This window comes from Nonomuraea maritima (genome assembly GCF_900100395.1).
Classification (GTDB): Bacteria; Actinomycetota; Actinomycetes; order Streptosporangiales; family Streptosporangiaceae; genus Nonomuraea; species Nonomuraea maritima.
Genome location: NZ_FNFB01000008.1, coordinates 210,909 through 235,985, shown reverse-complemented (window position 1 = coordinate 235,985; position 25,077 = coordinate 210,909). Strand labels below are relative to the sequence as shown.

Annotated in this window: 22 protein-coding genes; 4 read left to right on the top strand and 18 right to left on the bottom strand. The window is 71.5% G+C overall.

From position 1 onward, the window contains the following. Window positions 1–39: 39 nt before the first annotated feature. Window positions 40–900, bottom strand: coding sequence for a MarR family winged helix-turn-helix transcriptional regulator (locus BLR04_RS16690; protein WP_245740290.1), 861 nt, complete (start codon window positions 898–900; stop codon window positions 40–42). Window positions 901–1,023: 123 nt separating this feature from the next. On the opposite strand from BLR04_RS16690, the gene BLR04_RS16685 reads away from it, so the two are divergent. Beyond that, window positions 1,024–1,902 (top strand): haloalkane dehalogenase, encoded by an 879-nt coding sequence (locus BLR04_RS16685; RefSeq protein ID WP_090765376.1) that lies wholly within the window; start codon window positions 1,024–1,026, stop codon window positions 1,900–1,902. 132 nt (window positions 1,903–2,034) lie between these two features. On the opposite strand, the gene BLR04_RS16680 is transcribed toward BLR04_RS16685, so the two are convergent. Continuing rightward, complete coding sequence (locus tag BLR04_RS16680) at window positions 2,035–4,098, bottom strand: alpha-galactosidase (protein ID WP_090765374.1); 2,064 nt, start codon at window positions 4,096–4,098, stop codon at window positions 2,035–2,037. Window positions 4,099–4,325: 227 nt separating this feature from the next. On the opposite strand from BLR04_RS16680, the gene BLR04_RS16675 reads away from it, so the two are divergent. Together BLR04_RS16675 and BLR04_RS16670 are read left to right on the top strand one after the other, a co-directional pair. Next, window positions 4,326–5,228: a siderophore-interacting protein gene (locus BLR04_RS16675; RefSeq protein ID WP_090765371.1), complete on the top strand. Its 903-nt coding sequence runs from the start codon at window positions 4,326–4,328 to the stop codon at window positions 5,226–5,228. Between the two features lie 48 nt (window positions 5,229–5,276). Then, window positions 5,277–6,698, top strand: a complete 1,422-nt coding sequence (locus BLR04_RS16670; RefSeq protein ID WP_176903121.1) for an RNB domain-containing ribonuclease — start codon at window positions 5,277–5,279, stop codon at window positions 6,696–6,698. Here BLR04_RS16670 and BLR04_RS16665 read toward each other — a convergent pair. The 9 genes from BLR04_RS16665 to BLR04_RS16630 all read right to left on the bottom strand — a co-directional run bounded on the left by BLR04_RS16665 (window position 6,695) and on the right by BLR04_RS16630 (window position 16,781). Continuing rightward, window positions 6,695–7,255 carry a TetR/AcrR family transcriptional regulator gene (locus BLR04_RS16665; protein ID WP_090765369.1) on the bottom strand — a complete coding sequence of 187 codons (561 nt, stop codon included), beginning with the start codon at window positions 7,253–7,255 and terminating at the stop codon, window positions 6,695–6,697. The genes BLR04_RS16670 and BLR04_RS16665 overlap by 4 nt on opposite strands. 133 nt (window positions 7,256–7,388) lie before the next feature. Next, window positions 7,389–9,068 carry an ABC transporter ATP-binding protein gene (locus BLR04_RS16660; RefSeq protein ID WP_245740289.1) on the bottom strand — a complete coding sequence of 560 codons (1,680 nt, stop codon included), beginning with the start codon at window positions 9,066–9,068 and terminating at the stop codon, window positions 7,389–7,391. A 534-nt stretch (window positions 9,069–9,602) separates the two neighbouring features. Next, window positions 9,603–12,335: a DEAD/DEAH box helicase gene (locus BLR04_RS16655; RefSeq protein ID WP_176903120.1), complete on the bottom strand. Its 2,733-nt coding sequence runs from the start codon at window positions 12,333–12,335 to the stop codon at window positions 9,603–9,605. Between the two features lie 74 nt (window positions 12,336–12,409). Next, complete coding sequence (locus BLR04_RS16650; protein WP_090765582.1) at window positions 12,410–13,297, bottom strand: diacylglycerol/lipid kinase family protein; 888 nt, start codon at window positions 13,295–13,297, stop codon at window positions 12,410–12,412. Window positions 13,298–13,341: 44 nt separating this feature from the next. Beyond that, on the bottom strand, window positions 13,342–14,229 hold the full coding sequence (tatC, locus tag BLR04_RS16645; RefSeq protein ID WP_090765363.1) for a twin-arginine translocase subunit TatC: 888 nt from the start codon (window positions 14,227–14,229) through the stop codon (window positions 13,342–13,344). 28 nt (window positions 14,230–14,257) lie between these two features. Further along, on the bottom strand, window positions 14,258–14,566 hold the full coding sequence (gene tatA, locus BLR04_RS16640) for a Sec-independent protein translocase subunit TatA (RefSeq protein ID WP_090765360.1): 309 nt from the start codon (window positions 14,564–14,566) through the stop codon (window positions 14,258–14,260). Between the two features lie 70 nt (window positions 14,567–14,636). Further along, window positions 14,637–14,789, bottom strand: a complete 153-nt coding sequence (locus BLR04_RS40655) for a hypothetical protein (protein ID WP_176903119.1) — start codon at window positions 14,787–14,789, stop codon at window positions 14,637–14,639. Then, complete coding sequence (locus tag BLR04_RS16635) at window positions 14,786–15,766, bottom strand: helix-turn-helix transcriptional regulator (RefSeq protein ID WP_090765357.1); 981 nt, start codon at window positions 15,764–15,766, stop codon at window positions 14,786–14,788. Before BLR04_RS16635 ends, BLR04_RS40655 begins: the two co-directional genes overlap by 4 nt. A 64-nt stretch (window positions 15,767–15,830) precedes the next feature. Then, window positions 15,831–16,781 (bottom strand): helix-turn-helix transcriptional regulator, encoded by a 951-nt coding sequence (locus BLR04_RS16630; RefSeq protein WP_090765579.1) that lies wholly within the window; start codon window positions 16,779–16,781, stop codon window positions 15,831–15,833. 38 nt (window positions 16,782–16,819) lie between these two features. Here BLR04_RS16630 and BLR04_RS16625 point away from each other — a divergent pair, with 38 nt between their 5' ends. Further along, window positions 16,820–17,887: a DUF3866 family protein gene (locus tag BLR04_RS16625; protein WP_090765354.1), complete on the top strand. Its 1,068-nt coding sequence runs from the start codon at window positions 16,820–16,822 to the stop codon at window positions 17,885–17,887. Here the strand turns inward: BLR04_RS16625 and BLR04_RS16620 are convergent. The 7 genes from BLR04_RS16620 to prcB all read right to left on the bottom strand — a co-directional run bounded on the left by BLR04_RS16620 (window position 17,833) and on the right by prcB (window position 24,979). Further along, window positions 17,833–18,312: a DUF3291 domain-containing protein gene (locus tag BLR04_RS16620; RefSeq protein ID WP_090765351.1), complete on the bottom strand. Its 480-nt coding sequence runs from the start codon at window positions 18,310–18,312 to the stop codon at window positions 17,833–17,835. The genes BLR04_RS16625 and BLR04_RS16620 overlap by 55 nt on opposite strands. A 31-nt stretch (window positions 18,313–18,343) precedes the next feature. After that, a complete protein-coding gene (locus BLR04_RS16615) occupies window positions 18,344–19,012 on the bottom strand; it encodes a helix-turn-helix transcriptional regulator (protein WP_245740288.1) in 669 nt (222 codons plus the stop codon). A gap of 28 nt (window positions 19,013–19,040) precedes the next feature. Then, window positions 19,041–19,931 (bottom strand): FKBP-type peptidyl-prolyl cis-trans isomerase, encoded by an 891-nt coding sequence (locus tag BLR04_RS16610; RefSeq protein ID WP_090765344.1) that lies wholly within the window; start codon window positions 19,929–19,931, stop codon window positions 19,041–19,043. Window positions 19,932–20,008: 77 nt separating this feature from the next. Beyond that, window positions 20,009–20,905, bottom strand: coding sequence for an FKBP-type peptidyl-prolyl cis-trans isomerase (locus BLR04_RS16605; RefSeq protein WP_143022068.1), 897 nt, complete (start codon window positions 20,903–20,905; stop codon window positions 20,009–20,011). A 262-nt stretch (window positions 20,906–21,167) separates the two neighbouring features. Further along, a complete protein-coding gene (gene pafA, locus BLR04_RS16600) occupies window positions 21,168–22,526 on the bottom strand; it encodes a Pup--protein ligase (protein WP_090765338.1) in 1,359 nt (452 codons plus the stop codon). A gap of 788 nt (window positions 22,527–23,314) precedes the next feature. After that, window positions 23,315–24,109, bottom strand: coding sequence for a proteasome subunit alpha (prcA, locus tag BLR04_RS16595; RefSeq protein ID WP_090765576.1), 795 nt, complete (start codon window positions 24,107–24,109; stop codon window positions 23,315–23,317). Between the two features lie 21 nt (window positions 24,110–24,130). Beyond that, window positions 24,131–24,979 (bottom strand): proteasome subunit beta, encoded by an 849-nt coding sequence (gene prcB, locus BLR04_RS16590; protein WP_090765336.1) that lies wholly within the window; start codon window positions 24,977–24,979, stop codon window positions 24,131–24,133. Window positions 24,980–25,077 lie beyond the last annotated feature (98 nt).

Genomic DNA, 25,077 nt, shown 5'->3' with positions numbered 1-25,077 from the left:
CCCCCCGATGCTCCGTCGTGGCCGGGGGGAACGCCCCTCCTACGCGTACGGCAGGAGCTTGGGAAGAAGGTCACGGAGTTCTTGAGCGCCGTCCGGGCCGAGGAGGTCGTCGAGGTCGCGTTCCATGCTCTCCATGGCTTCACGCACCGCGGGAATGCGGGCGCGGCCGAGGTCGGTGAGCTGAAGGGCATAGCGGCGTCGGTCGTGCGGGTCCTGGCCACGGGAAACGATGCTGGCCTTGACCAGCTCCTCGACGAGTGACGCGGTGGCCGGTTCTGTCAGGTGCAGATATCGGGCCAGTTGCTCCTGCGGGCAGGGCCCGAGCCGGTCGAGGGCGGGCAGCAGGGCGAAGTGACGGGTGCGCAGGCCGTACGCCTCGAGCCGATGATCCCCGAGCCGGCGCAGCCGGTAGTGGGCCTGGGCGATCAGGTGCTCGATGCTGCGGATGGCGGAGGTGCCGTCGTCGGCGACGAGCTTGGTCAGCAGCTCGGTGAGGCGCAGCCGTTCGGGCTCGGTGAGCGCGCCGGCGAGCCGGGCGTCGCGGTCGGCGACGGCGCGGCGCATGTCGTCCAGGGCGCTGCGGCCCGCCTCGGTCAGTGACAGCACGTAGGTGCGGCGGTTGGCCGGGTTGCGGGTGCGCACGACATGGCCCGCTTCCTGGAGCCGATCGAGCAGCCTGACCATGATCGTGCGGTTGATGCCGAGCCGGTGGGCGAGATCCTGCTGGGAGGGGGCGTCCTCGTCGGCGAGGATGTCGAGCACCACGAACTCCCGCGACTGCGGCCCGTCCTGCACGGCATGAGCGGTGATGGCGGTGAACACGCGGCGCATCAGATGGCCGGTGGTCGCATGCAGCGGTCCGGACTCGTCGTCGACGACGCCTCCTGCCTGGTCGGGCACGAGCCTCACCTCCTGGCGCAATGCTAGCAGCTGATGGTTGCACTGAAAATAGTTGAGATGTTGACAGTTGGGAGAGTGTGAACCTAGAGTCCAGGCACCCACTCGTTCGAAGGACCAACGATCATGCACACTGTCGCCGTCTTGGACTCCCACATCACCTACACGGAGACCGGGCGGGGGACGTCGCCCGTGGTGTTCCTGCACGGCAGCCCCACCTCGTCCTACATCTGGCGCAACGTCATCCCGTACGTCGCCGATCGCGCCAGGGTCCTGGCCCCCGACCTGATCGGCATGGGGGCCTCCGGGAAGCCCGACATCGGCTACCGCTTCGCCGACCACGCCCGCTACCTGGATGCGTGGTTCGAAGTCATGGGGCTGGAGGAGGTCGTCCTGGTCGGCCACGACTGGGGCGGCGCGCTGGCCATGGACCGCGCCGCCCGGCACCCCGGCCAGGTGCGCGGCGTCACCCTCCTGGAGACGTTCCTGCGGCCGCAGATGTGGTCGGAGCTGCCGCAGGACGTGATCGTGCACTCCCAGGCGCTGCGCACCCCCGGTCTCGGCGAGCGGCTGCTGCTGGAGGAGCACGCCGCCATCGAGTACGCCCTGCCACACCCGTTCGCCATCAGGACGGGCCTCAGCCCGCAGGACCACGACGTCTACCGCGCGCCCTACCCTGACCCGGCGTCCCGCCGTCCGCTGCTCCAGTGGCCGCGCGAGATCCCCTATGACCGCGAACCGGCCGATGTGGCCGAGCGCATGGACGCTTACGGCGAATGGCTCGCCACCAGCCCTCGGGTACCCAAACTGCTCCTCACGGTCGAGGACGGTGTCGGTATCGCCTCCCCCGAGATCGTGGAGTGGGCCCGCCGTAACGTCGCCGCCCTCGAGATCGAAGGCATCGGCCCCGCCGGCCACCAGGCCCCCGAGGACCAGCCGGACGCCATCGGCAAAGCCATCGCCGGCTGGCTGGACCGCCACGACCTCCTCCCGTCCCGGACATGACCCTCAGCCCCGCAGCGGGCGACACGCTGCCCACCTCCAGATCGGGCGGTTTCCGGCTGCGCCCGGAGCCTGAGGTCAGCACGACGACACGTCCCGCCCTCCGCGGCGGGACGTGCCGTCCAGATCTGCGAGCTACACCCGTAGCAGCTCCACCAGCAGCGCGGACGCGGGACGCAGCGACGGAGCGGGCAGCCCCAGCTCGCCCAGGACCGAGCCGGAAAGCCGCACCGGCCCGCCCGTCCAGTCCGGCAGCCGTGCCCCGTCCGGCTCAGGGCCGGCGACCCGCACCTCGTACACGGCCTGCGGGTCGAGCCCCGGCAGCCGCAGCGGCTCGCCTCCCACGGTCACCCGCGAGGTCAGCTGCACGTACGCGAAGACCGCCCGGTCGGGCAGCACCACGCCGTGCAGCAGCGCCGACGGGTCGGGGTGGTCGGCCCGCACGACCCGCCCGGCGTGCAGCAGCGGACGCAGCCGCTTGTGCAGCGCGATCCAGCCGGCCAGCTCCTCCAGCTCGGCCTCGCTCGCCGAGGTCAGGTCCCACTCGACGCCCATGTGCCCGAACAGCGCGGTCGCCGCGCGGAAGGCCAGCGGCAGCGACCGGCCGGTGATGTGGTCGCGCGGCGCGCCGACGTGGGCTCCCATCCGCTCCGGCGGCACGAGCAGCCCGGTCCAGCGCTGGATCGCCTGCCGGTCGAGGGCGTCGTTGCTGTCGGAGGTCCACACCCGGTCGGTGCGCGCGAGGATGCCGTAGTCGATGCGCGCGCCGCCCGACGAGCACGACTCGATCTCGAGCCCGGGGTGGCGGCGGCGCAGCTCGTCCAGCAGCCGGTACGTCGCCAGCGTCTGCGCGTGCACGCCGGGCGCGCCGTCGTGCACCGGCTCGGCGAGGTCACGGTTGTGGTCCCACTTGATGTAGTCGAGCGCGTACTCGCCGACCAGGGTGTCGAGCCGTTCCAGCAGGTACGCGTACACCTCCGGCCGGGCGAGGTCGAGCACCTGCTGGTTGCGGTGCGGCGGCGGCATCCGCTCGGGACGCGCGAGGAGCCAGTCGGGGTGCTCGCGGGCGAGGTCGGAGTCGGGGTTGACCATCTCGGGCTCGAACCACAGGCCGAACTGCATGCCGAGCTTGCGGACGCGGTCGGCCAGCGGGTGCAGGCCGCCGGGCCACACGCCCTCGTCGACGTACCAGTCGCCGAGGCCCGCCCGGTCGTGGCGGCGGTGGCGGAACCAGCCGTCGTCGAGCACGAACCGCTCGATCCCGGCCGCCGCCGCCCGTTCGGCCAGCTCCAGCAGCCGGTCGAGACCGTGGTCGAAGTAGGTGGCCTCCCAGTTGTTCAGCGTGACGGGCCGCGCGGGGAGGGGGCGGGCGCGCAGGTGGGCGTGCAGCCGGGCGCTCATGTCGTCGAGGCCGGCCCCCGACCAGGAGAAGTACGCCCACGGCGTGGTGTAGCTCTCGCCCTCGCCGAGCACCACCTCGCCCGGGTCGAGGAGTTCGCCGGCGCCGAGCAGCGCGGCGCCCTCGGCCATGCGTTCGGCGTAGTGAACGTGGTTGCCGCTCCACCCGGCGTGCACCGCCCACACCTCGCCGGAACCGAACCCGAACCCCTGCGTGCCGGCGACCAGCAGGCCGGTGCCGTCATGGCCGGTGCGCCCGCGCCGGTTCTCCCGCGACCAGACGCCCTGCCCGAACGCCCTGCGCTGCGGCACCTTCTCCAGCGCCCACCGTCCGGTGAAGTCGAGCAGCTCACCGGCCCGGCCGGGCACCGGCAGCGCGCACACGAGCCCGCCGAGCCGGTACGGCGAGGCGGCGGTGTTGGTCAGCGTGTGCCGCAGCGACACCAGGCCGCCCGCGTCCATGACCAGCTCGCTCACCAGGCGCAGGCCGGCCCGTTCGTCGGCGGCCGTGACGGTCACCGTGCCGCCCGCGCCCTGCGTGGCGTCGGTGTCCAGCCGTTCCAGGGTCCACCGCACCGGCCAGTGCTCGCCCTCCCGTACGCCGGACAGGCCAGGGCGGCCGTACCAGGTGTCGCCCTGGGCGGGCAGCAGCGGCGGCGCGGGCGCGGCGAGCACCGGCAGCAGGTCCTGATCCTGAGCGGAGCCCAGTTCGGCGCCGAAGTGGCGCACGCGGGGCAGGCCCTGGGCGGAGACGTCGAGCACCAGTGCGGCACCCGCGGCCGAGAGGATGACGGTGGACACATCGGCTCCTTCGTCGGTGCGCCGGACCCGGCGCGTAACGGCTTCCCGCGCCCGACGCTATCGCCGGACTCCATGATCCGCACCCCCTGGATCGGGCCGGCCGACTGATCCGCACTCCCGGAACCAGGCCGGCGATTGATCACGGCACCGCCCTGGAACCCGGGCTGGCCGAACGCCCCGAGATCAGTTAGGTTAGGCTCACCTAACGTTGATCGGAGATTTCGGGGATGACCGAGCCCTTTCGCATGTTCGACGTCCGCGTGGACCGGCTCCAGCGGCTGAGCCCGTCGTTCCTGCGCGTCACCTTCACCGGCGACGACCTGCACCTGTTCGCCGACAACGGCTTCGACCAGCGGATCAAGCTGTTCCTCCCGGTGCCGCAGCACGGCCTGCGTCACCTGCCGACCGGCGCCGGCTGGTTCCACGAGTGGCGGGCGCTCGACGACGGCAGGCGCAACCCGATGCGCACCTACACCGCCCGCCTGGTCCGCCCCGAGGCGCGCGAGGTGGACGTCGACATCGTCCTGCACCCCGACGGCGGCCCCGCCGCCCGGTGGGCGGAGAGCGTGCGGCCCGGCGACGCCGCCGCGCTGCTCGGCCCGGACGCCGGCTTCGAGGGGACGCACGGCGGCGTCGAGTTCCACCCGCCCGAGGGCACCGGCTGCGTGCTGATCGCCGGCGACGAGACCGCGGTGCCCGCCATCTGCGCCATCCTCGAGCGGCTGCCGTCCTGGCTGGCCGGCGAGGTGGTCATGGAGGTGCCCTGCGACGACGACCAGTGGCCGGTGCTGACGGACGCGCCGGTCAAGGTGACCTGGCTGGCCAGGAACGGCGCCCCACGCGGCGAGGCCCTGATCCCCGCCGTCCGGGCCGCCGCCGGCCGCCTCCTGCCGTCGCAGCCCGCGCCCGCCGACGACACGTTCGAGGACCTGGACGTCGACGCGGTGGAGCTGTGGGAGGTGCCGCAGGAGGACGCCTCCCCGCACGGCCCGCTGTACGCGTGGCTGGCGGGCGAGGCCGGCGTCATCAAGCTGCTGCGCCGCCACCTGGTCGCCGAACGCGGCGTCGACCGCCGTTCCGTCGCCTTCATGGGGTACTGGCGCGAAGGCCGCGCCGAGCAGTACGAATGAGCGGCACCGCCCTCCCGGCCGGAGCGCGACGCCGGTAAGTTGTCCGGCGTGCCCACCATTGCGGTCCCCGAGCCGATCCCCCTGAAATGGGCGGACGGGTTCCGGCGCATCGAGCGGGAACACCGGCTGCCCGACGGTTTCCCCCAGCCCGTCCTCGACGAGGCCGCCTGGGTGGCGCGGGTGCCGCGGCTGCCGGCGACCGACCTGACCGACGTGCCGTTCGTCACGATCGACCCGCCCGGCTCGATGGACCTCGACCAGGCCCTCCACCTGGAACGGCTGCGCGCCGGCTACCGCGTCTGGTACGCGATCGCCGACGTCGGCGCGTTCGTACGGCCCGGCGGCGTGATCGACGCCGAGGCCCGCACCCGCGGGGAGACCGTCTACCTGCCGATGGGCCGGGTGCCGCTGCATCCCCCGGTGCTGTCGGAGGGCGCCGCCAGCCTGCTGCCCGGCGCCGTGCGGCCGGCCGCGGTGTGGTGCGTCGACCTCGACGCCGACGGCCGCACCGTGGGCGCCGACGTCCGGCGCGCCCTCGTCCGCAGCCGCGAGCGGCTCGACTACGCCTACGTGCAGGCGGCCGTCGACACGGGCACCGCCGACGGCGTCCTCGCGCTGCTGGCCGAGATCGGCCGGTTGCGCCTCGACCTCGAACGCGCACGCGGCGGCGTCACCCTGCCCGTCCCCGAGCAGGAGGTGGTGCACCACGGCGGACGCTACCGGCTGGAGTTCCGGCTGCCGCTGCCCGCCGAGACGTGGAACGCGCAGATCTCGCTGCTGACCGGCATGGCCGCGGCCACGATGATGCTCGACGCCGAGGTCGGGGTGCTGCGGGTGCTGCCCCGGCCGCGGCCCGCCGACCTGGACACGGTGCGCCGGCTGGCGCGGGCGCTCGACGTCCCCTGGCCCGACGGCGCCTCCTACGGCACGGTCGTGCACGACCTCGACCCGAAGAACGCCCAGCAGGCGGCGTTCCTGCACGAGTCGAAGGTGCTGCTGCGCGGCGCCGGTTACGTGGCCTTCGACGGCGCGCCGCCCCGGATGGCCGAGCACGCGGCGGTGGCGGCGCCGTACGCGCACGTCACGGCGCCGCTGCGGCGCCTGGTCGACCGGTACGCGACCGAGGTGTGCCTCGCGGTCGCGGCGGGCGAGCCGGTGCCTTCCGATGTGCGGGCGGCGCTGGCGCCGCTGCCCGGCCTGATGTCCGGCTCAGGACGGCGGGCAGGCGCGGTCGAGCGCGCGTGCGTCGACCTGGCGGAGGCGTTCCTGCTGCGCGACCGGATCGGGCAGGCGTTCGAGGCCGTGGTGATCGACGTGGACGGGCGGCGCGGGGGCGGCCAGGTGCAGATCAACGACCCCGCCGTCATCGCCCGCTGCGACGGCGACCTCCCCTTGGGCGAGCAGGTCGTGGTCCGCCTGGCCCAGGCCGACCCCGCCACCCGCGAGGTCCGCTTCACCCTGTCCTCCTAGCTCGGGCGCGGGCGCATCCCGTCACAGACGGTCTCGGTCAACCGGCCCGCGCGGCCCCTGCCGCGCGCCCACCGCTCGGCCGCCAGGCAACCCCGCAGCAGGTCGCGTACGTCCTCGGGGGCGAGATCACCACGTACCGCCCCGACCCGCTGGGCCCTGGCTAGGAGCGGGCCGAGCGCGGCCACGAGGTCGTTCTCCAGCCTGGTGCCGGCCCCGTCGAGCAGGTCGCGCAGCGCCTGGTCGGCGGAGGCGCGTTCGGCGACCCGGCGGAACCAGCCGAAGAACGCCGCGCCCGCGTCCTCAGCGGTGGCGAGCGCGTGCGCGTCGGCCACGAGGTCGGCGGCTCGGGCCAGCGTCACCGCCTCGACCAGGGCCTCCTTGGTGGGGAAGTGCCGGTGGACGATGCCGACGCCGACGCCGGCCCGCCGGGCGATCTCGTGGAAGGAGACGGTGAGCCCGCCCCCTGACATGGCCTCCCGCGCGACCTGCAACACCCGCTCGCGGTTGCGGCGAGCGTCAGCGCGCAGTGGCCTGGCAACGCCGTGGTCGTCGCCCATGACACCCGCTTCCGGAAAAACGGAGAAATCTGTCGAATTCTATCGACGGAATCTTCGGACAAACAGCCCCTGACACCACACGACACCCGTCCGATGGACGAAAGCCATCGGACGGGTGTCGTGTGGAAACCCCTCAGGGCCTCTTGCAGTTGTTGCCACGGAACGGGTGGAACGGGACGCCGGCCCTCTTCAGCCGGATCCGATCCCGCTGCCTGACCGGCTCGATCTCGACCACGCGCGCGTTCTCCGGCACGTACCGCATGTCGTGCGTGATGAGCAGCGTCGTCCGCCCGGCCATGAGGCGCTGCAGCGGCCGCATCACCTGGGCGGCGGTGGCCGCGTCGAGACCCGTCATCGGCTCGTCGAGCACCAGCACCGGCGCGTCACGCAGGATGGCCCGCGCGATCGCGATCCGCTGCCGCTGCCCGCCGGACAGCAGCCGTCCGCGCTGGCCGACCGGGGTCTCGTACCCCTGCGGCAGCGCCTTGGCGAACTCGTGCACGCCCGCGGTCTCCGCCGCCTTCATCACCTCGTCGATCGTGGCGTCGGGACGGGCGTAGGCGATGTTGTCGCGTACGGTGCCCGAGAACATCAGCGTCTCCTGGTGGAGCACGGTGACGTTCTCGCGCAGCGACCGCCGGGTCAGGCGCCTGAGGTCGATGCCGTCCAGCAGGATGCGGCCGTGGTCCGGGTCGTAGAACCGCAGCAGCAGCTTGACCAGCGTCGACTTGCCCGCGCCGCTCGGCCCGCTGAACACCACGACCTCGCCGGGCCCGGCGGTGAACGACAGGTCGCGCAGCACCGGCCGGTTGCGTCCCGGATAGGCGAAGCCGACCCGGTCGAACTCGATCCTGCCGCTGGTCCGGCCCGCGTCGACGGCGTCGTCGGCGTCGGTGACGCCCGGCTTGCTCGACAGGATCTCGATGACCCGGTCGGAGCCGGCCGCCGCCTCGGAGACCGTCAGGGCCAGCTGTCCCAGGCTCTGCACGGCCGGGTACAGCATGGCCAGGTAGGCCGCGAAGGCGAGCAGACCGCCGATCGTCAGCCGGCCGGACGCGATCTCCCACGCGCCGAAGCCGAGGATGACGATCAGGCAGACCGTCTCGATGACCTGCACGGCGGGCCCGTACAGGCCGGACAGCCAGGCCTGCGTCATGTTGGCGCGCAGCCAGCCCTGCCCCTCGTCGTGCAGGCGCCGCGACTCGGCGCCCTGCCGGTTGTAGGCCTGCACGAGCGGCTGGTTGGCCAGCCCCTCCTCCAGGACGCTGTTCATGGCGCCGTTACTCCTGCGCTCGCGCGCCGCCGCGACCCTGAACCGGGACGCGAAGACCTTCGAGACCACCAGGAACAACGGGATCAGCGCCATCGTGATCAACGCCAGGTCCCAGCGGATGAGGAAGGCCGCTCCTGCGAAGAACACCACGCTGGCGGACGTGGTGATGAGCCGGACGAGCCCTGACCCGACCAACTCCTCGATGGCCTCCACGTCGTCGGTCAGCCGCGCCATCAGGTCGCCCAGCCGGCGCTTCTCCGAGAACTCCGGCGCGAGCGTCTGGATGTGCGCGTACACGCGGTCGCGCAGGCCCAGCAGGAACCGTTCGGCGCCCAGCGCGGTGAGGTAGGTCCCGCCGAACGACGCCGCCCCGGCGATCGCGGCGAGCCCGAGCCAGATGAAGGCGGGCACCCAGAAGGCGTCCAATTCCCGGGTCGTCAGCACCTCGTCGGTGATGTGCCCGAACAGGCGGATCGCGACCACTTCGCAGAGCGCGGCGAGAATAGCGAACACCACTCCGGCCGCGAACAGCCGGCGCAATCCGCGAGTGTCCGGCCAGAACTCGCGAAATGTACGGCGAATGGAAATCGCCGGCGCGAGTTCCCGGCCGGAAACGTTCAATGAGAGCCGGCGGACGGACCGCCGGCCCTCACGGGGGCTATCTAGCAGCACCCCCACCACCTGACGGGAACGTAGCAGCACCGGCGCCAACGACGCCTCCTACGGCAGCCCCATCCCTGCTGGAAACCAATCTTGGAGAATCGCGTGCCAGCCATCTTTCCTCCCCCGTTGACGGACTTGCACAAAACGGACATTAGCACCCGAATGGCACCAAAGCAGCTGATAACTGGTGATTTCAGAGAGACTTGACTGGCCTCCCCAGACGCGACAGGCAGTTGAGCACCACTGTTAAATGCGATGCAAATGAGTAAAGACCCATGGGAGCGCCAAGCGCGCGTCATGGATGCTTCTCACCGCCAGCATCACCCGTCACGCTCCCGGCCCGGAAACCTGGCGGAAAAACACGTCAGCCCTCCCCGTCGATCGACGGGGAGGGCCGACGGCGATGAACGCTCAGTTCAGCGACGAGTACGCCACCACGCCACGCCGCATCGCGTCGATCGCCTTGTTGGCGGTCTGCCGGACCTTGCTGCCCTCCGCGGCCGCGTTGCCGAGCTGCCCGAGCAGGTCCATCAGCTGCTTGATCCAGCGGACGAAGTCACCGGCCGCCAGCTCGTTGCCGTTCACGCCGTCCATCAGCACCGCGTCGAGGCTGTGACCCTTGGTCCAGCGGAACGCCGCCCACGCGAACCCCAGGTCGGGCTCGCGGATCGTGGACAGCCCGTGGTCGGACTCGATGCCCTCCAGCTCGCCCCACAGCCGCACCATCGCCGTCAGCGCGTCCTGGGCCCGCCCGGCCGGGATCTTCGGACGGCGGGCGTCGTCGGCCGCCCGCGACTCGAACACCAGCGCCGACACGCACGCCGCCAGCTCGGCCGGCTCGAGAGCCTCCCACAGGCCCTGCCGCAGGCATTCCGCGGTGAGCAGGTCGAGCTCGGTGTAGAGACGGCCCAGCCGGCGCCCCTCGTCGGTGACCGCCTCGCCGTCGAGGTAGCCGAGCTGCTCCAGCACCGTGCAGATGCGGTCGAACGTCCGCGAGATGACATGGGAGCGGCCCTCGACGCGGCGGCGCAGCCCTTCGGTCTCGCGCAGCAGCTTGTAGTAGCGCTCGCCCCAGCGGGCGTGGTCCTCCCGCTCGTCGCAGCCCTGGCACGGATGCTGCCTGATGCGCCGGCGCAGCTCGTTGACCTCGTCGTCCTCCACCGCGTGGTCGCGCACCCTGAGCGGCTTGCCGAGATCACGGTCGCCCATCTTGGCCAGCAGGGTCGAGACGAGGTTCGCCCGCTCCTTCGGCGAGCGGCCGTTGAAGTTCTTCGGGATCCGCACCTTCTCCAGCGGCTCGACCGGCACCGGGAAGTCGGCCGGGTCGAGCTTCTTGACCTGCTTGCCGATCGTCAGCACCAGCGGGCTCGGCCCGCCCGCGACCCGGCCGCGCGGGTTGCGGCCCGGGTCGAGCACGATCGCCAGGCCCGCGCGCCGCCCGCCCGGCACCCTGATGACGTCGCCCGGCTCCAGCGCCTCCAGCGACCGCACCGCCGCGGCCCGCCGCGCGGCGCCCCGCTGCCGCGACAGCTCCGCCTCCCGGTCGGACAGGCGGCGGCGCAGCTCGGCGTATTCGGCGAAGTCGCCCAGGTGGCAGGTCATCGCCTCCTTGTAGCCCTCCAGCGCCTCCTCGTGCTTGCGCAGCTGCTTGGCCAGGCCCACGACCGCCCGGTCGGCCTGGAACTGCGCGAACGACTCCTCCAGCAGCGTCCGCGTCCGCTCGCGCCCGAACTGCCCGACCAGGTTGACCGCCATGTTGTACGACGGCTGGAAACTCGACCGCAGCGGGTACGTACGCGTGCCGGCCAGCCCCGCCACCGACAGCGGGTCCATGCCCGGCTGCCACAGCACCACGGCGTGGCCCTCGACGTCGATGCCGCGCCGCCCGGCCCGCCCGGTGAGCTGGGTGTACTCCCCCGGCGTCAGGTCGGCGTGCGTCTCGCCGTTCCACTTGTCGAGCTTCTCGATCACCACGCTGCGGGCCGGCATGTTGATGCCCAGCGCCAGCGTCTCGGTGGCGAACACCGCCTTGACCAGCCCCAGCGTGAACAGCTCCTCGACGACCTCCTTGAAGGCCGGCAGCATGCCCGCGTGGTGGGCGGCAAGGCCGCGCTCCAGGCACTCGCGCCACTCCAGGTAGCCGAGCACGGCGAGGTCCTCGTCGGGCAGGTGCGCGGTGCGCTCGTCGACGAGCTGGCGGATGGTGTGGCGCTCACGGTCGTCGGTGAGCCGGATGCCCGCGTACAGGCACTGCTGCACGGCCGCGTCGCAGCCGGCGCGGGAGAAGATGAACGTGATCGCCGGCAGCAGCCCCTCGCCGTCGAGCTTGTCGATGATCTGCGCCCGGTCGGGCGGCCGCGAGCGCTGCGGCCTGCCGTAGCCGCGCCTGCCCCGCCCGGCCGTCAGCCGCTCGGCGTCGCGGGTCACCCGCATGAGCGTCGGGTTGACCCGCGGCGTCAGGTCGTCGTTCACGAAGATGTCGTAGATGCGGTTGCCCACCATCATGTGCTGCCACAGCGGCACCGGCCGGTGCTCGTCGACGATCACCGTGGTGTCGCCGCGCACGTCGCCCAGCCACTCGCCGAACTCCTCGGCGTTGCTCACCGTGGCCGACAGCGCCACCAGCCGCACCGAGTCGGGCAGGTGGATGATGACCTCTTCCCACACCGCGCCGCGGAAGCGGTCGGCCAGGTAGTGGACCTCGTCCATCACGGCGAAGCCCAGCCCGGCCAGCGTGGCCGAGCCGGCGTAGAGCATGTTGCGCAGCACCTCGGTGGTCATGACCACGATGGGCGCCTCGCCGTTGACGCTGTTGTCGCCCGTCAGCAGGCCGACCTTGGCGGTGCCGTACCGTTTGACCAGGTCGTTGTACTTCTGGTTGGACAGCGCCTTGATGGGGGTGGTGTAGAAGCACTTCAGGCCCTGTTCCAGGGCCAGGTGGACGGCGAACTCGCCCACCACCGTCTTGCCGGACCCGGTCGGCGCCGCCACGAGCACGCCGTCTCCGGCCTCCAGCGCGCGGCAGGCGTCCAGTTGGAAGTCGTCCAGCTCGAAGTCGTAGAGACCTCGGAACGATTCGAGTGCGGCGCCGTCGTTCTGGTGCTTCTGACGGAAGGCCGCGTAGCGTTCCGCTGGCGTTGTCATAGCCGTCAGCCTACCGAAATCGTCATTCCGGTCGGTCCCCCCGGCGGGCGCCTTTACGTTGTAGATTTCGGGGTTCAGGAGATCACCCGCAGCACGCCGGGCCGTACCTCGCAGTCCACCGGAACCGCGCCCACCCGCTCGCCGTCGGCGTAGGCGACCACGTCCGGCGCCTCCACCCGCACGCTGCGCGCCCGCCGCACCGACACGGCCCGGTGGCCGACGTGCGTGCCCCGGTAGACGCTCGGGAACACCCGCAGGAACTCGGCCTTCGAGACCGCCTCCAGCATCACCACGTCGATCAGGCCGTCGTCGGGCTCCGCACCGGGGCACACCCGCATGCCGGCCCCGTACGAACCGGTGTTGGCCACCGCCACCAGCATGGCCTCCCGCTCGACGACCTCCTCACCGTCGAACGTCACCCGGAACGGGACCGGCCGGAACGAACGCAGCTCCTCGGCCATCGCCACCAGGTAGCGGCCCTGCCCCGGCGGCCACGTGCGCCGGTTGGCCCGCTCGTTGACCCGCGAGTCGAACCCCGCGCACAGCACCCCGGCGAACAGCTCCTCGCCCTCGCCCGTACGCACGCTCACGGCGTCGACCGGACGCGACTTCATCCGCAGCACCGACCGGGCGGCGGCGATCGGGTCCTTGGCGGGCACGCCGAGCGCGGTCGCGATGTCGTTGCCGGTGCCGGCCGGGATGATGCCGAGCGGCACGTCGGTGCCGGCCACGGCCTGGACGGCCAGGTGGACGAGGCCGTCGCCGCCGAAGGCCACGAGCGCGTCGGGCCGCTCGGCCACGGCGGTGCAGGCGCGCTCCAGGGCGTCGGCCGGGTCGGCGCCGACGATCACCGACAGTTCGGCGCCGCCGGCGCGCAACCGGCGGGCCACCGGATCGAGCAGGCGCAGCGTACGACCGCCGCGCGCGGTGGGGTTGACGAGCAGAACCAGTTGGGGGGACACGCCCGGAACCTATCGCCTATCGGCCGGTTCGGGAATGCCCCCTGTCAGCGCCTGTCGGCCTCGGGCTCGTCGGCCGGCGGGGCCAGATCGTCGACCGGCGTGGTGTCGTCGGCCAGCGGCGAGGCCTCGTCGTCGGCCAGGTCACCGAACTCGCCCTGCGGACGGTTCCTCTCGCGCAGGTACATGACGAACTCGGCCGCCATGAACAACAGGATCATCGGCGCCGCCAGCGCCATCATCGTGAACGGGTCGCCGCCGGGCGTGATCACGGCGCCGAACACGAACATCAGGAAGATGACCAGCCGCCGGTGCTTGGCGACCGTGGCGCGCGACAGCACCCCGATGATGTTGAGGAAGACCATCAGCAGCGGCAGCTCGAACGACACCCCGAAGATCAACATCATGATCAGGACGTAGTTGAGATAGTCGTCGATCGAGATGGTCGCGACCGTGTCGTCCAGCGAGAAGCTCAGCAGGAACGCCAAGCTCGTGTCCATGATGAAGTAGGCGAGCCCGGCGCCGAGCGCGAACAGCGGGATGGCGAGCGCGAGGAAGGTCAGCGTGTAACGCTTCTCGGTGCGATAGAGGGCGGGCGTGACGAACGCCCAGAGCTGGTAGAGCCAGACCGGCGACGACGCCACCAGGCCGACCATCAGCGACACTTTCAGCGTGATGAAGAACGACGAGAAGATGCCGTTGTAGGTGAGGCTGCACCTGCCGTTGAGCTGATGCGACTGGGCCGTCGAACAGTAGGGCTCCTTGAGCAGCTCCCACACCGGGGTGGACAGGATCCACCCGATGATCAGGCCAACGGCCACGGCCGCGAGCGCGATGAGCAACCGGTTGCGCAGCTCGCGCAGGTGCTCCATGAGCGGCATGCGGCCTTCCGGGTCCGGCTCCCGCTTTGGGCCCGACTTCTTCAGCAGCGCCATCAGCAGTCCAGGGGGTCAGGGAGTCGGGTCAGGAACGCTTGTCGGCCTTGGCACTCGCGCGCAACCGGGCGGCCTGCTCCTCCAGCAGTCGCGCCTGCTCCTCGACCGAGACCTCCGGCGCGGCGGGGATCTCCTGCGGCTGCGCGGGCTGCGGCTGGGCCTGAGCCTGCACGACGGTGGGCCTCTCGTCGTCGTCTGCGGCCATCTTGCTGGTCTCCGCCTTGAAGATGCGCAGTGACCGTCCGACGCCACGGGCGAGGTCCGGCAGCTTCTTGGCGCCGAAGAGCAGCACCAATGCCACCAGGATCAGAATGATCTCCGGAGCTCCCAGGTTCATGTGACGTCCTTCATGGTGAGCGAATTGCTGTCCTTCAGGCAGATCGTACGCTGCCATCGGGCCGACCTCATCACTTGAGGCCCTCTTTGTCCCTGAATTGCTCGTGAACATGAGCGAGTTCCCTGTTAAGGGTACGTGCTGCGCGGACGAGCCGCGTACCGGCGACGGCCAGCGCGACGAGCCCCGCCACGGCCAGCCCCAGGGACACGAACAACAACGTCATGACTGGTGAGCGTACAGCGCGAGCGCCCGCTCGGCCTCACGGCGTACGGCCTCGGCCATCGCGGGCGGCGAGACGACCCGGCCGGTGTCGCCCAGCCGCAGCGCCAGCCGGAGGATCCAGTCCTCGTCGCGGGCCCGCAGCGTCACCCGCAGCCTGCCCTCGCCCAGCTCGGCGACCTCCTCGCACGGGTAGTGCTCGGCCACCCACCGCCCGGCGGCGGTCAGCTCGAGCTCCACCAGCTCGTCGGTCGGCGAGGGCCGGAAGACGCCCTGGGCGACGTCGATCGGCTCGGCCCCCTCCGGCGGGTCGGCGGGCACGTCGAGCACGTCGACGCCGAGCATCCGGTCGAGCCGGAACAGCCGCATCGCCTCGGCCCGGTAGCACCACCCCTCGAGATAGGTGCGGCCGTCGACGATCACGAGGCGCATGGGGTCGACCTCGCGCGGCGTCACCTCGTCGCGGCCCGGCACGTAGTAGCGCAGCGACAGCCGGCGGCGGCCGGTGAGCGCCTCACGCACCCGCGGCAGCGCGTCGGGGGCGGCGTCCACGTCGACGGCGACCTGGCTGCTGACGGTCGCGGCGCCCTCGCCCGCGGCCCGCTCGAGCTTGGCGGTCACCCGGGCCAGCGCGTCGCCGGACGCCCCGCCGCTGACGGGCTGGGCGAGCTCGGGGGTCGCGGCCAGGGTGCGCAACGCCACCAGCAGGGCGCTTGCCTCGTCGACGCCGAGGCGCAGCGGCCGGGCGATGGTGTCGGCGTTGTCGATGAGGATCTCGCCGCCGTCCCACGACACGTCGATGAGGTCGCCCGGGGTGTGGCCGGGCAGCCCGCACATCCACACGAGCTGCAGGTCGTCGATGAGCTGTTTCTCGCTCAGCCCGAACACCGCGGCCACCTCGCCGACCTGCGCCCCAGGATGGGACATCAGGTACGGCACCAACGCCAGCAGCCTCGGCAGCCGGTCGGCGGACGCGCTCATGCTGACCTCCCGGTCGTGGACGCGGCGCCCGCCCGGGCGCCGCGTGTGCCTGTCGTACGCAACGTCATGCCACGGCCCCCTTCAGACGGCGGATGACGGCCTCGCGGGCGTCCGGCGGCGCGACCACCTCGACGTCGGCGCCGAGGCTGGCCATCCAGCCGGCCAGCCGCTCGGGGTCGGTGAAGGCCAGCTCGGCCTCGTCCCACCCGTCGGACCCGGCCCGTACCGCGCCGGCCAGGCCGCGCAGCCCCTCGCACGCCCCCTGCCGGACGCGGACGACGGCCACCCGCTCCTCGACCGGCTCGTCGGGGAAGCCCACCATGGCTCGCAGGTCGACGCCCTCGGGCACCTCGACCACGCCCGCCTTGCCGACCGCGGTGACCTGCCCGGTGATGCGGCTCAGCCGGAAGACGCGAGGGGCGTCGCGATCACGGTCGAACCCGGCGAGGTACCAGCGTCCGCGCCGGCTGACCACCCCCCACGGCTCGACCGTACGGGTGCGGACGCTCTCGCTCCCGGCGCCGCGGTAGCCGAAGCGCACCACGCGGCGGTCACGCACGGCGTCCCACAGGGCGGGGAAGGCGGGGTCGCGGGTGTCGACGCGCAGCTCCAGCGCCCCGGTGCCCACGGGCTGGTCGGTGGACACCCCGCCGGCGCGCAGCTTGAGCAGCGCCCCCGAGGCGGCCTCCGCCAGGCTGGCCCGCTGCCACACCTGGGCTGCCAGGCCCAGCACGGCGGCCTCGTCGGGCTCGAGGGTGATCTCGGGCAGCTCGTACGACTCACGCTCGATGCGGTAGCCCGGCTCCTCCTCCCACGGGTCGCGCACGACGTCGATGGGGATGCCGATCTCACGCAGCTCGTTCTTGTCGCGTTCGAACATGCGCTGGAACGCCTCGTCGCCGTCGCGGTCGTAACCGGGCACCGCCTGGCGGATCTGCTCGGCCGACAGCGGACGCCGGGTGGCGAGCAGGCAGATCACCAGATTGAGCAGCCGTTCCGTCTTACGGCGCGACATCTGCCTCACTCCTCCTTCATCGACGCTACCCTGCCCCCGTGATCAGATGGCGCAAGGGCGAGGTCGTACGGATCCGGCGCGAGTGGCCGGGAGCGGTGGAGCTGGACGTCTCCGTCCCCGAGGGGGAGTGCCGGGCGCTGGCGTATCCGCCGTTGGTGGGCCGCCCGGAACCCGGTGACGAGGTGCTGCTCAACACGACCGCACTCGCGATGGGTCTCGGTACGGGAGGTTACGCCATGGTGGTGGCCGTACCTAACCGTTTGCCGGAAGATCCCCAAGGGCCGGGGCACCTGGTGAAGGCCCGGTACACGCCGCTGCAGGCCACGGTGCTGGGCGCCGACGAGCAGGGCTCCCCGCACCACGACGTCCTGCGCGAGGCCGACTCGGTCGACGGCCTGCCGGTGATCGTCGCCGACCTGCACTCCGCCCTGCCGCCGATCCTGTGCGGCCTGTACGACGCCCGCCCCGGCCTGCGGGTCGCGTACGTCATGCAGGACGGCGGGGCGCTGCCCGCCTGGTTCTCGATGGCGGCGGCCCGGCTGCGCGAGATCGGCTGGCTGGCGGGAGTCGTGACCGTGGGGCAGGCGTTCGGCGGCGATGTGGAGGCGGTGACCGTCCACACGGGGCTGCTGGCGGCCCGGCACGTGCTCGGGGCCGAGGTGGCGGTGGTCGCGCAGGGGCCGGGCAACCTCGGCACGGGCACCCGGTGGGGCTTCTCCGGGGTGTCGGCGGGCGAGGCGGTGAACGCCGTGGCCGCGCTGGAGGGCCGCCCGGTCGCGGCCCTGCGGGTCAGCGAGGGCGACAAGCGCGAACGCCACCACGGCGTCTCGCACCACTCGCTCACCGCCTACGGCCGGGTCGCGCTGTCCCCCGCCGACGTGCCGGTGCCCGACCTGCCTGGCGAGTTCGGCGACCTGGTCAGGCGGCAGGCCGAGGCACTGTCCGTACGGCACCGGCTGGTTCCGGTGGCGGTGGACGGCCTGCACGAGGCGCTGCGCGCCTCCCCCGTGCGGCTGTCGACGATGGGCCGGGGCCTGGAGGAGGACCTGTCCTACTTCCTGGCCTCCGCGGCGGCCGGCAGGTGGGCGGCCTCGCTGGCGTCGTAGAAGTCCTGGAACGTGAACGCCTCGGGGCCCGGACCTCCGGCCCGGAGGCGTTCCAGCCGCCGCATGCCCTCGGCCAGCGACGGAATCTCCCCTTCCGGGGTCCACCACATCACCATGTACGGCTCGGCGACGCGCAGGAACCACTCCCTGCGCCGCCGCAGCGCGTCGAGGTGCGGGCTGCGGTAGACGAAGTTCCACAGGGCCTCGCGCGACTCCCACACCGAGAAGTTGATCAGCAGGTGGTCGCCGTAGTCGTGCACGACGGTCGCGGTGGGGTCGGACTCGCTCTCCTTCAGCCGCCACACGAACCCTGGCGTGCTGTCGGCGAGGGCGTTGACGGGTTCGAGCAGGGCGACGAACTCGGCGAGCTCAGGGCTGTCGACGGGCGCGCGCATGTGCGCGACGTTGAGCTGGGCGAGATGCATGACGCCAGCACATCACCCCGCCCCTTCTATGTCAATCTTCATTTGTTTTAGAAACCGGTGCCCCCTCGACGACGACGCAGCACTCCCCCGGCCGCGGATCGAGCCGCGCCCGTCCCGGCTCCTCACCCAGCCCCTCCAACAGCCCCTGACACAGCGCCAGGTTCATCGAGCACACCAGCAACGGCCGCTCCTCGGCCGCCACGTGGAACGGGCAGTTGCGCAGCCGCACCCGCCCGCCCTCCGCGAACGGCTCGTAACCGCGCCCGGCCAGCACCCGCTCCACCGGCTCGCCCCGGTGCCGCCCGCCGATCCGCGCCCCCTCCGCACGCGCCGCCCGCTCCGCCGCCTCCTCGGCGCCCAGCTCGTCCACCACCGCCGCGAGCACCGACGCCAGCGTGACGTAGTCGCGCGGCGGCAGGCTCACCGACCGCTCACCCCCGGCCCTGCGGTACACCTTCGCCGGACGGCCGCTGCCCGGGCCCTTCCGCTCCGGCGCGCGAAAGCCGCTCTCCAGCAGCCCCGCCTCGACCAGCCTGTCCAGATGGTGACCCGCGAGCGTACGCGACACCCCTGCGGCGTCGGCGGCCTCACCGCGCCCCACGTCGCCGCCCCGCGAGGCCACCACGTCGTACAGGCTGCGACGTACGGGATCGTGCAAAAGGGCCAGCGCCTCGAGATCGCCCACCGGGTCACCACTCACAGCCGGAGTCTACGAGCCCCGGGCAGGGTCAGTAGGCCGCCAGCACGTCCACCACGTACACGAGAGTGTCCGACGGCCTGATCCCGTACGCCGGGAAGCCCGTCGAACCGTACCCGTGCGAAGGCGGCACGACCATCGCCACGCGGCTGCCGACCGGAACCCCGGCCAGCGCCGCCTCCCACGCCCCGATCATGGTGCCGTCACCGAGCTTGAACGCCCTCGGCACACCGTCCTGCCAGGTCGAGTCGAAGACCCGCCGCCGCCCCCAGACCAGCCCCGCATACTGGACGACGACCAGCTGCCCCGCCCGCGTCGCACGCCCGCGCCCGCGCGTCACCACCTTGGCGGCGAACCGCCCGGGCGGCGCACCGGCCGGGACCGACACCTCCGGATCGGGCCCGCCGCCCACCCGCACCCCCGCCAGCCGCCCGCCCTGCGACCCGACGGACGCGCCCCGCCGGTGCACGCCGAGGATGTCCACGACGTAGAACCCCGGCGCCGCGGCGTTCCCCCTGCCGTCCGCGTCGCCGGACCCGCCCTCCCGCCGGCCGTCCGTCGGCACGACGGCGGTGACCCGGCTGCCGACCCGGTGGCCCACGAGCGCCCTCCCCAGCGCCACCGGCAACTCCCTGACCGCCAGGGCCGACGGGGTCCCCCGCGTGAAGGTCGAGCCCGCCGGCCGCTCGCCGCGCCCGTAGGCGGTGTACTGCACGACCGCCACGTCGTCCGCGCCGACCGGCTCCCCCGTCCCCGCGACGAGCTCGGCCACCTGCGACCCGGCCGGCGGCCGGTCGGGCAGGACGACCGTGGGCCGCGCACCGAAAGCCCCCACCACCGACGGCTCCCGCGAACAACCCGACGGGAGCAGCAGCGCCACCAGCAGCGCCACCAGCAGCGGCACGGTGATCCGGCGGCGCATCGGCCCTCCCCATGCGAAAGGCCCGGCAGGCAGATGCCGCCGGGCCTCGCGATGCTACCGAATCGTCACATACGCCGTCAGTAGGCGCCCAGGACGTCCACCACGAACACGAGCGTGCTGTTGGCGGGGATGCCCTGCTGCTCCTGAGCCCCGTAACCGAGGTCCGGCGGGATGCTCATCACGACACGGCTGCCGACCGGAACCCCGACCAGGCCCTTCTGCCAGCCCTGGATCACCTGGCCGAGCGGGAACTCCGCCGGCTGCCCGCGCTCCCAGCTGGAGTCGAACTGCTTGTCGGTGCCCCAGATCTTGCCGGTGTAGTGCACCGTGAGCGTCTGGTTCGCCTTCACCTTCGCGCCGGTGCCCTCGATGATCGTCTTGACGACGAGCTCCTTGGACGGCTTCAGGTCGGTCTTCGTGGTCAGCGTGGGCGCCTTCTCGCCGCCCGGGTTGACCACCTTCACGCCCTTGATGCTCTCCTTCGTCTCCTTGCCGGAGGCGACCTTCAGCACCGGCGGCTGCGTACCGACCACGTCGAACACGAACACCTTCGTCGGCTCGGCGGCGGCCTGGGCCTGCGGGTCGGCCTCGACGTCGTTGGCCAGCACGGCCAGCAGCCGGCCGCCGTGCTTCACCTTGGTGAAGCCCTCCTGCAGCACCTTGGGCAGCTGCTCGTCGACCGGGATCGTCTCCGGCGCCTTGGTGTCGTAGGAGGAACCCTGCACGGCGTTGCCCTTGCCGTCCCAGTTCCACACGGTCAGGTTGACGATCACCCGGTCACCCGACTTGACGTCCTCACCCGCACCGGGCTGGACGACCTGGTACGAGGACGTGGTCGCGGGCGTACCCGCGGGGAAGGTCACCGTCGGCTTGGCGCCCACGTCCCCGGTGACCTTGAACGCTGCGGCCCCGGACCCGGAGGCGGGGGCAGCGCCAGTGCCGGCGTCGGACCCGCACGCGGCGGCGAAAAACATCAAAGGCACGGCAGCCAGTACGGCCAAAGCGCGGCGCATCGAATTTCCCTCGGAAAGACATCAGATTCGCGCCACACTACCCGAACCCACAGTAGGGCCGAGGTAAACGCAGCGCTACCTCCCCGGCAACCCCAGGCGTCACCCGCGTGCACCCCTAGCCTTCCGCACCTTGACGCGCCGCAAAATGCGAACCGCGCCGCCGCGCAACCCCACCGGCGATCGCCCGCGGGCTCATGACCGGCGGGCGTGTCGCACCGGCCGGCTACATGCCCGCGATCAGCTTGTCGACCCGCTCGTCCACGCTGCGGAACGGGTCCTTGCACAGCACCGTGCGCTGCGCCTGGTCGTTCAGCTTCAGATGGACCCAGTCGACGGTGAAGTCGCGCCGCTTCTCCTGCGCCTTGCGGATGAACTCACCGCGCAGCCGCGCCCTGGTGGTCTGCGGCGGCACCGACTTCGCCTCGAAGATCTTCAGGTCGGACGCCACCCGCTCCACCGAGCCGCGCTTCTGCAGCAGGTAGTACAGACCCCGCTTGCGGTGCACGTCGTGGTAGGCGAGGTCGAGCTGCGCCACCCGCGGCGACGACAGCGGCAGATCGTACTTCTTCCGGTACCGCTCGATGAGCTGGTACTTCGTCACCCAGTCGATCTCGCGCGAGACCAGATCGAGATCGCCCGTGTCGACCGCGCGCAGCGTGCGCTCCCACAGCTCCAGCACCCGGTGCGACACCGCGTCGCCGCCACGGCGGTCGACGAAGTCCTTCGCCTTCGACAGGTACTCCTGCTGGATCTCCAGGCTGGACGCCTCACGCCCGTTGGCCAGCCGCACCCTGCGCCGGCCCGTCATGTCGTGAGAAACCTCGCGAATGGCGCGGATCGGGTTCTCCAGCGACAGGTCACGCATCACCGTGCCCGACTCGATCATGCGCAGCACCAGATCGGTGGCCCCGACCTTGAGCAGCATGGTCGTCTCACTCATGTTCGAGTCGCCCACGATCACATGCAGGCGGCGGAACCGCTCGGCGTCGGCGTGCGGCTCGTCGCGCGTGTTGATGATCGGCCGCGACCGCGTGGTCGCGCTCGACACGCCCTCCCAGATGTGCTCCGCCCGCTGCGAGACGCAGTAGACCGCGCCGCGCGGCGTCTGCAGCACCTTGCCCGCCCCGCACACGATCTGCCGCGTCACCAGGAACGGAATCAGCACATCGGCCAGCCGCCCGAACTCCCCGTGCCTGCCCACGAGGTAGTTCTCGTGGCACCCGTAGGAGTTGCCGGCCGAGTCGGTGTTGTTCTTGAAGAGATAGATGTCACCCGCGATGCCCTCTTCGCGCAACCGCTTCTCGGCGTCGACCAGCAGCCCTTCGAGGATGCGCTCGCCGGCCTTGTCATGGGTGACGAGTTCGATGACGTTGTCACACTCGGGTGTTGCGTATTCGGGATGACTGCCGACGTCGAGGTAGAGACGGGCGCCGTTGCGGAGGAAGACGTTGCTCGACCGACCCCAGGACACGACTCGCCGGAACAGGTAGCGCGCGACCTCGTCGGGCGACAGCCTGCGCTGCCCCCTGAACGTGCAGGTCACGCCGTACTCGTTCTCGAGCCCGAAGATGCGACGATCCATCACCTCACACTATGCCTATGGATCGCCCAACGGGAGAGATCTTCCAGGTGTTTTCTCATCAGGACCACCCCGTGACCGTTTCCCCCCACCCACCCACGTCGCACGAAATAACCCCCTTACGCCGAGTTCCACCCCCCACTCGAACCCACAGGACCACCCCGCACGACCACACCCCCACGGCCACAACCTCCGGCGGCCACCACCCCGGCACGGTTACCCCCGGCACAGACATCGCCTCCGGACCGCCACCACTTCCGCTCCCCCACCACCCCTACACAGCCACAGCACCCGCGTGGCCACCGAATCAGCGCCGCCCACTCAAGCGCCCTTCGACCACCGCTTCGCGCCCCACGAGCGCCCCTGGGCCCCGCAACGGCACGGCACCACCCGACGTTCGCCGCACCACCCCGACCAACGCGCGCACCACCGCACGAAGGCCACCGCACCGCCCCAGCGAACCAGCCTCCGCGACAGCCCCCTGCGGAGGCGCTCACCGCGACCCCACACAAGCCCGCCCGACCGTCCCACTACGGCCCCGCGACAACCCCGACTCACGACGACCGCCACACCCCGAACCCGCCGACTTGAAACGCCACCCCTACAAGGGCGAGAACCCATCCCCCGGCACCACCACGACCCACGAGCCCAGACACAACAGCGGGGGCTGCCACAGCACCCCCCACCCTACGAAGGAAGAACCCACCGCCCACACCACCTCAGCCAAGGCCGGACACGACGGCGGGGGCCGCCGTGGCAGCCCCCGCTACGTCGAAACCGAACCCCCACCCCTACAGAGGCGAGGACCCGTCGTCCACATCGCCGTCAGGACCCGTAGGGGGCGGCGTCGCCTTACCGCCGGACGACGGCGGCGCAGCCTCCGACGACGATGCGGGCTGGGCCGGCGTCTGGGCCAGCAGCCGCTCCAACCGCGCCCCCGTCAACCGCAGGAACTTGCGGTGCTCCCGGTTTCGGTCGAGCACCGCGACCTCGAGCTGCCCCACCGGCGGCCGCTCACCACCCGGCTCGGTCAGCGCCGCCAGCGCCACCTCCAGCGCGTCGGCCAGCGACATCGACTCCCGGTAACGCTCCTTCAACCGGCCCGCCACAGCCTCCGCCTGGCCACCCATCGCCGCGAACCCGTGCTCGTCGAACACCGAACCGTCGAACGTCAGCCGGTAGATCGCGTCACCGTCGGCCGTCTCGCCCACCTCCGCGACGACGACCTCCACCTCCAGCGACTTGATCGACTCGGTGAAGATCCGCCCCAGATTGGACGCGTACAGGTTGGCCAGGCCACGCCCCGTCACATCGGAACGGTCGTAGGTGTAGCCGTTGATGTCGGCGTACCGAATGCCGCCGAGCCGCAACTCCTCGAACTCGTTGTACCGACCCACAGCCGCGAAACCGATGCGGTCGTAAATCTCGCTGATCTTGTGCAGCGCCCGCGACGGGTTGGGCGCCACGAACAGGATGCCGTCGACGTACTGCAGCACGACAACCGACCGGCCCCGCGCGATGCCCTTGCGCGCGTAGTCGGCCTTGTCCCGCATGATCTGCTCAGGGGACGCATATCCGAAAGGCATGGACACGAGAGGAGGTCCTTTCTAGCGCAGCGGGGCGATGGGGCCGTCAGGCGAGATCATGCGCGCGTCGAGCATCCGCTCGACGTAACCCGCCACCTGCTCATCGGTCAGGCAGCGGAAACCGTCCGCGTCGATCACACCCACGATGGGCCAGATCTTCCGCGTGACATCCGGCCCACCCGTCGCCGAGTCGTCGTCGGCCGCGTCGTACAGCGCCTGGATCAGCGTCATCGTCATGTCGTCGGCCGACGCGCCGTCACGGTAGAGCTTCTTCAGCGACCCACGGGCGAAGATCGAACCCGACCCGATCGCGTCGAACCGCTCCCGCTCGTAAGGCCCGCCCGCCACGTCGTAGCTGAAGATACGGCCCTCGTCCCGATCGGGATCGTAGGCGGCGAACAACGGCACCACCACCAGCCCCTGCATCGCCATGGCCAGGTTGCCCCTGATCATGGTGGCCAGCCGGTTGGCCTTGCCCGCCACCGACATCGTGCGACCCTCGAGCTTCTCGTAGTGCTCCAACTCCACCCGGAACAACCGCGCGAACTCGAGACCGGTGCTGGCCGTGCCCGCGATGCCCATGCACGAGTAGTCGTCGGTACGGAAGACCTTCTGCACGTCACGCTGCGAGATGATGTTGCCCGACGTCGCCCGCCGGTCACCGGCCATGATCACACCACCGGCGAAGGTAGCGGCCACGATCGTGGTCGCGTGCGGAACCTGGTCGCCGATCGGCGTGGCCAGCACCTCATCCCGCTGCGGCAGCAACTGAGGCGCATAAGAGCTGAGAAACTCCGTGAACGAGGAACTTCCGGTGTTGCTGAAAAGCTGGTTCACCAAGCCGACGGGCAGATCCCTGTGCGATGCCACGCGACTCCCTCCAAACGTCAGTGCTCCTAGGGCGACCCTACTCATGTTGGGTTGCTGTCTGCACTTCCCACGATCAGCTCACGGCGAACCCTTCCCAG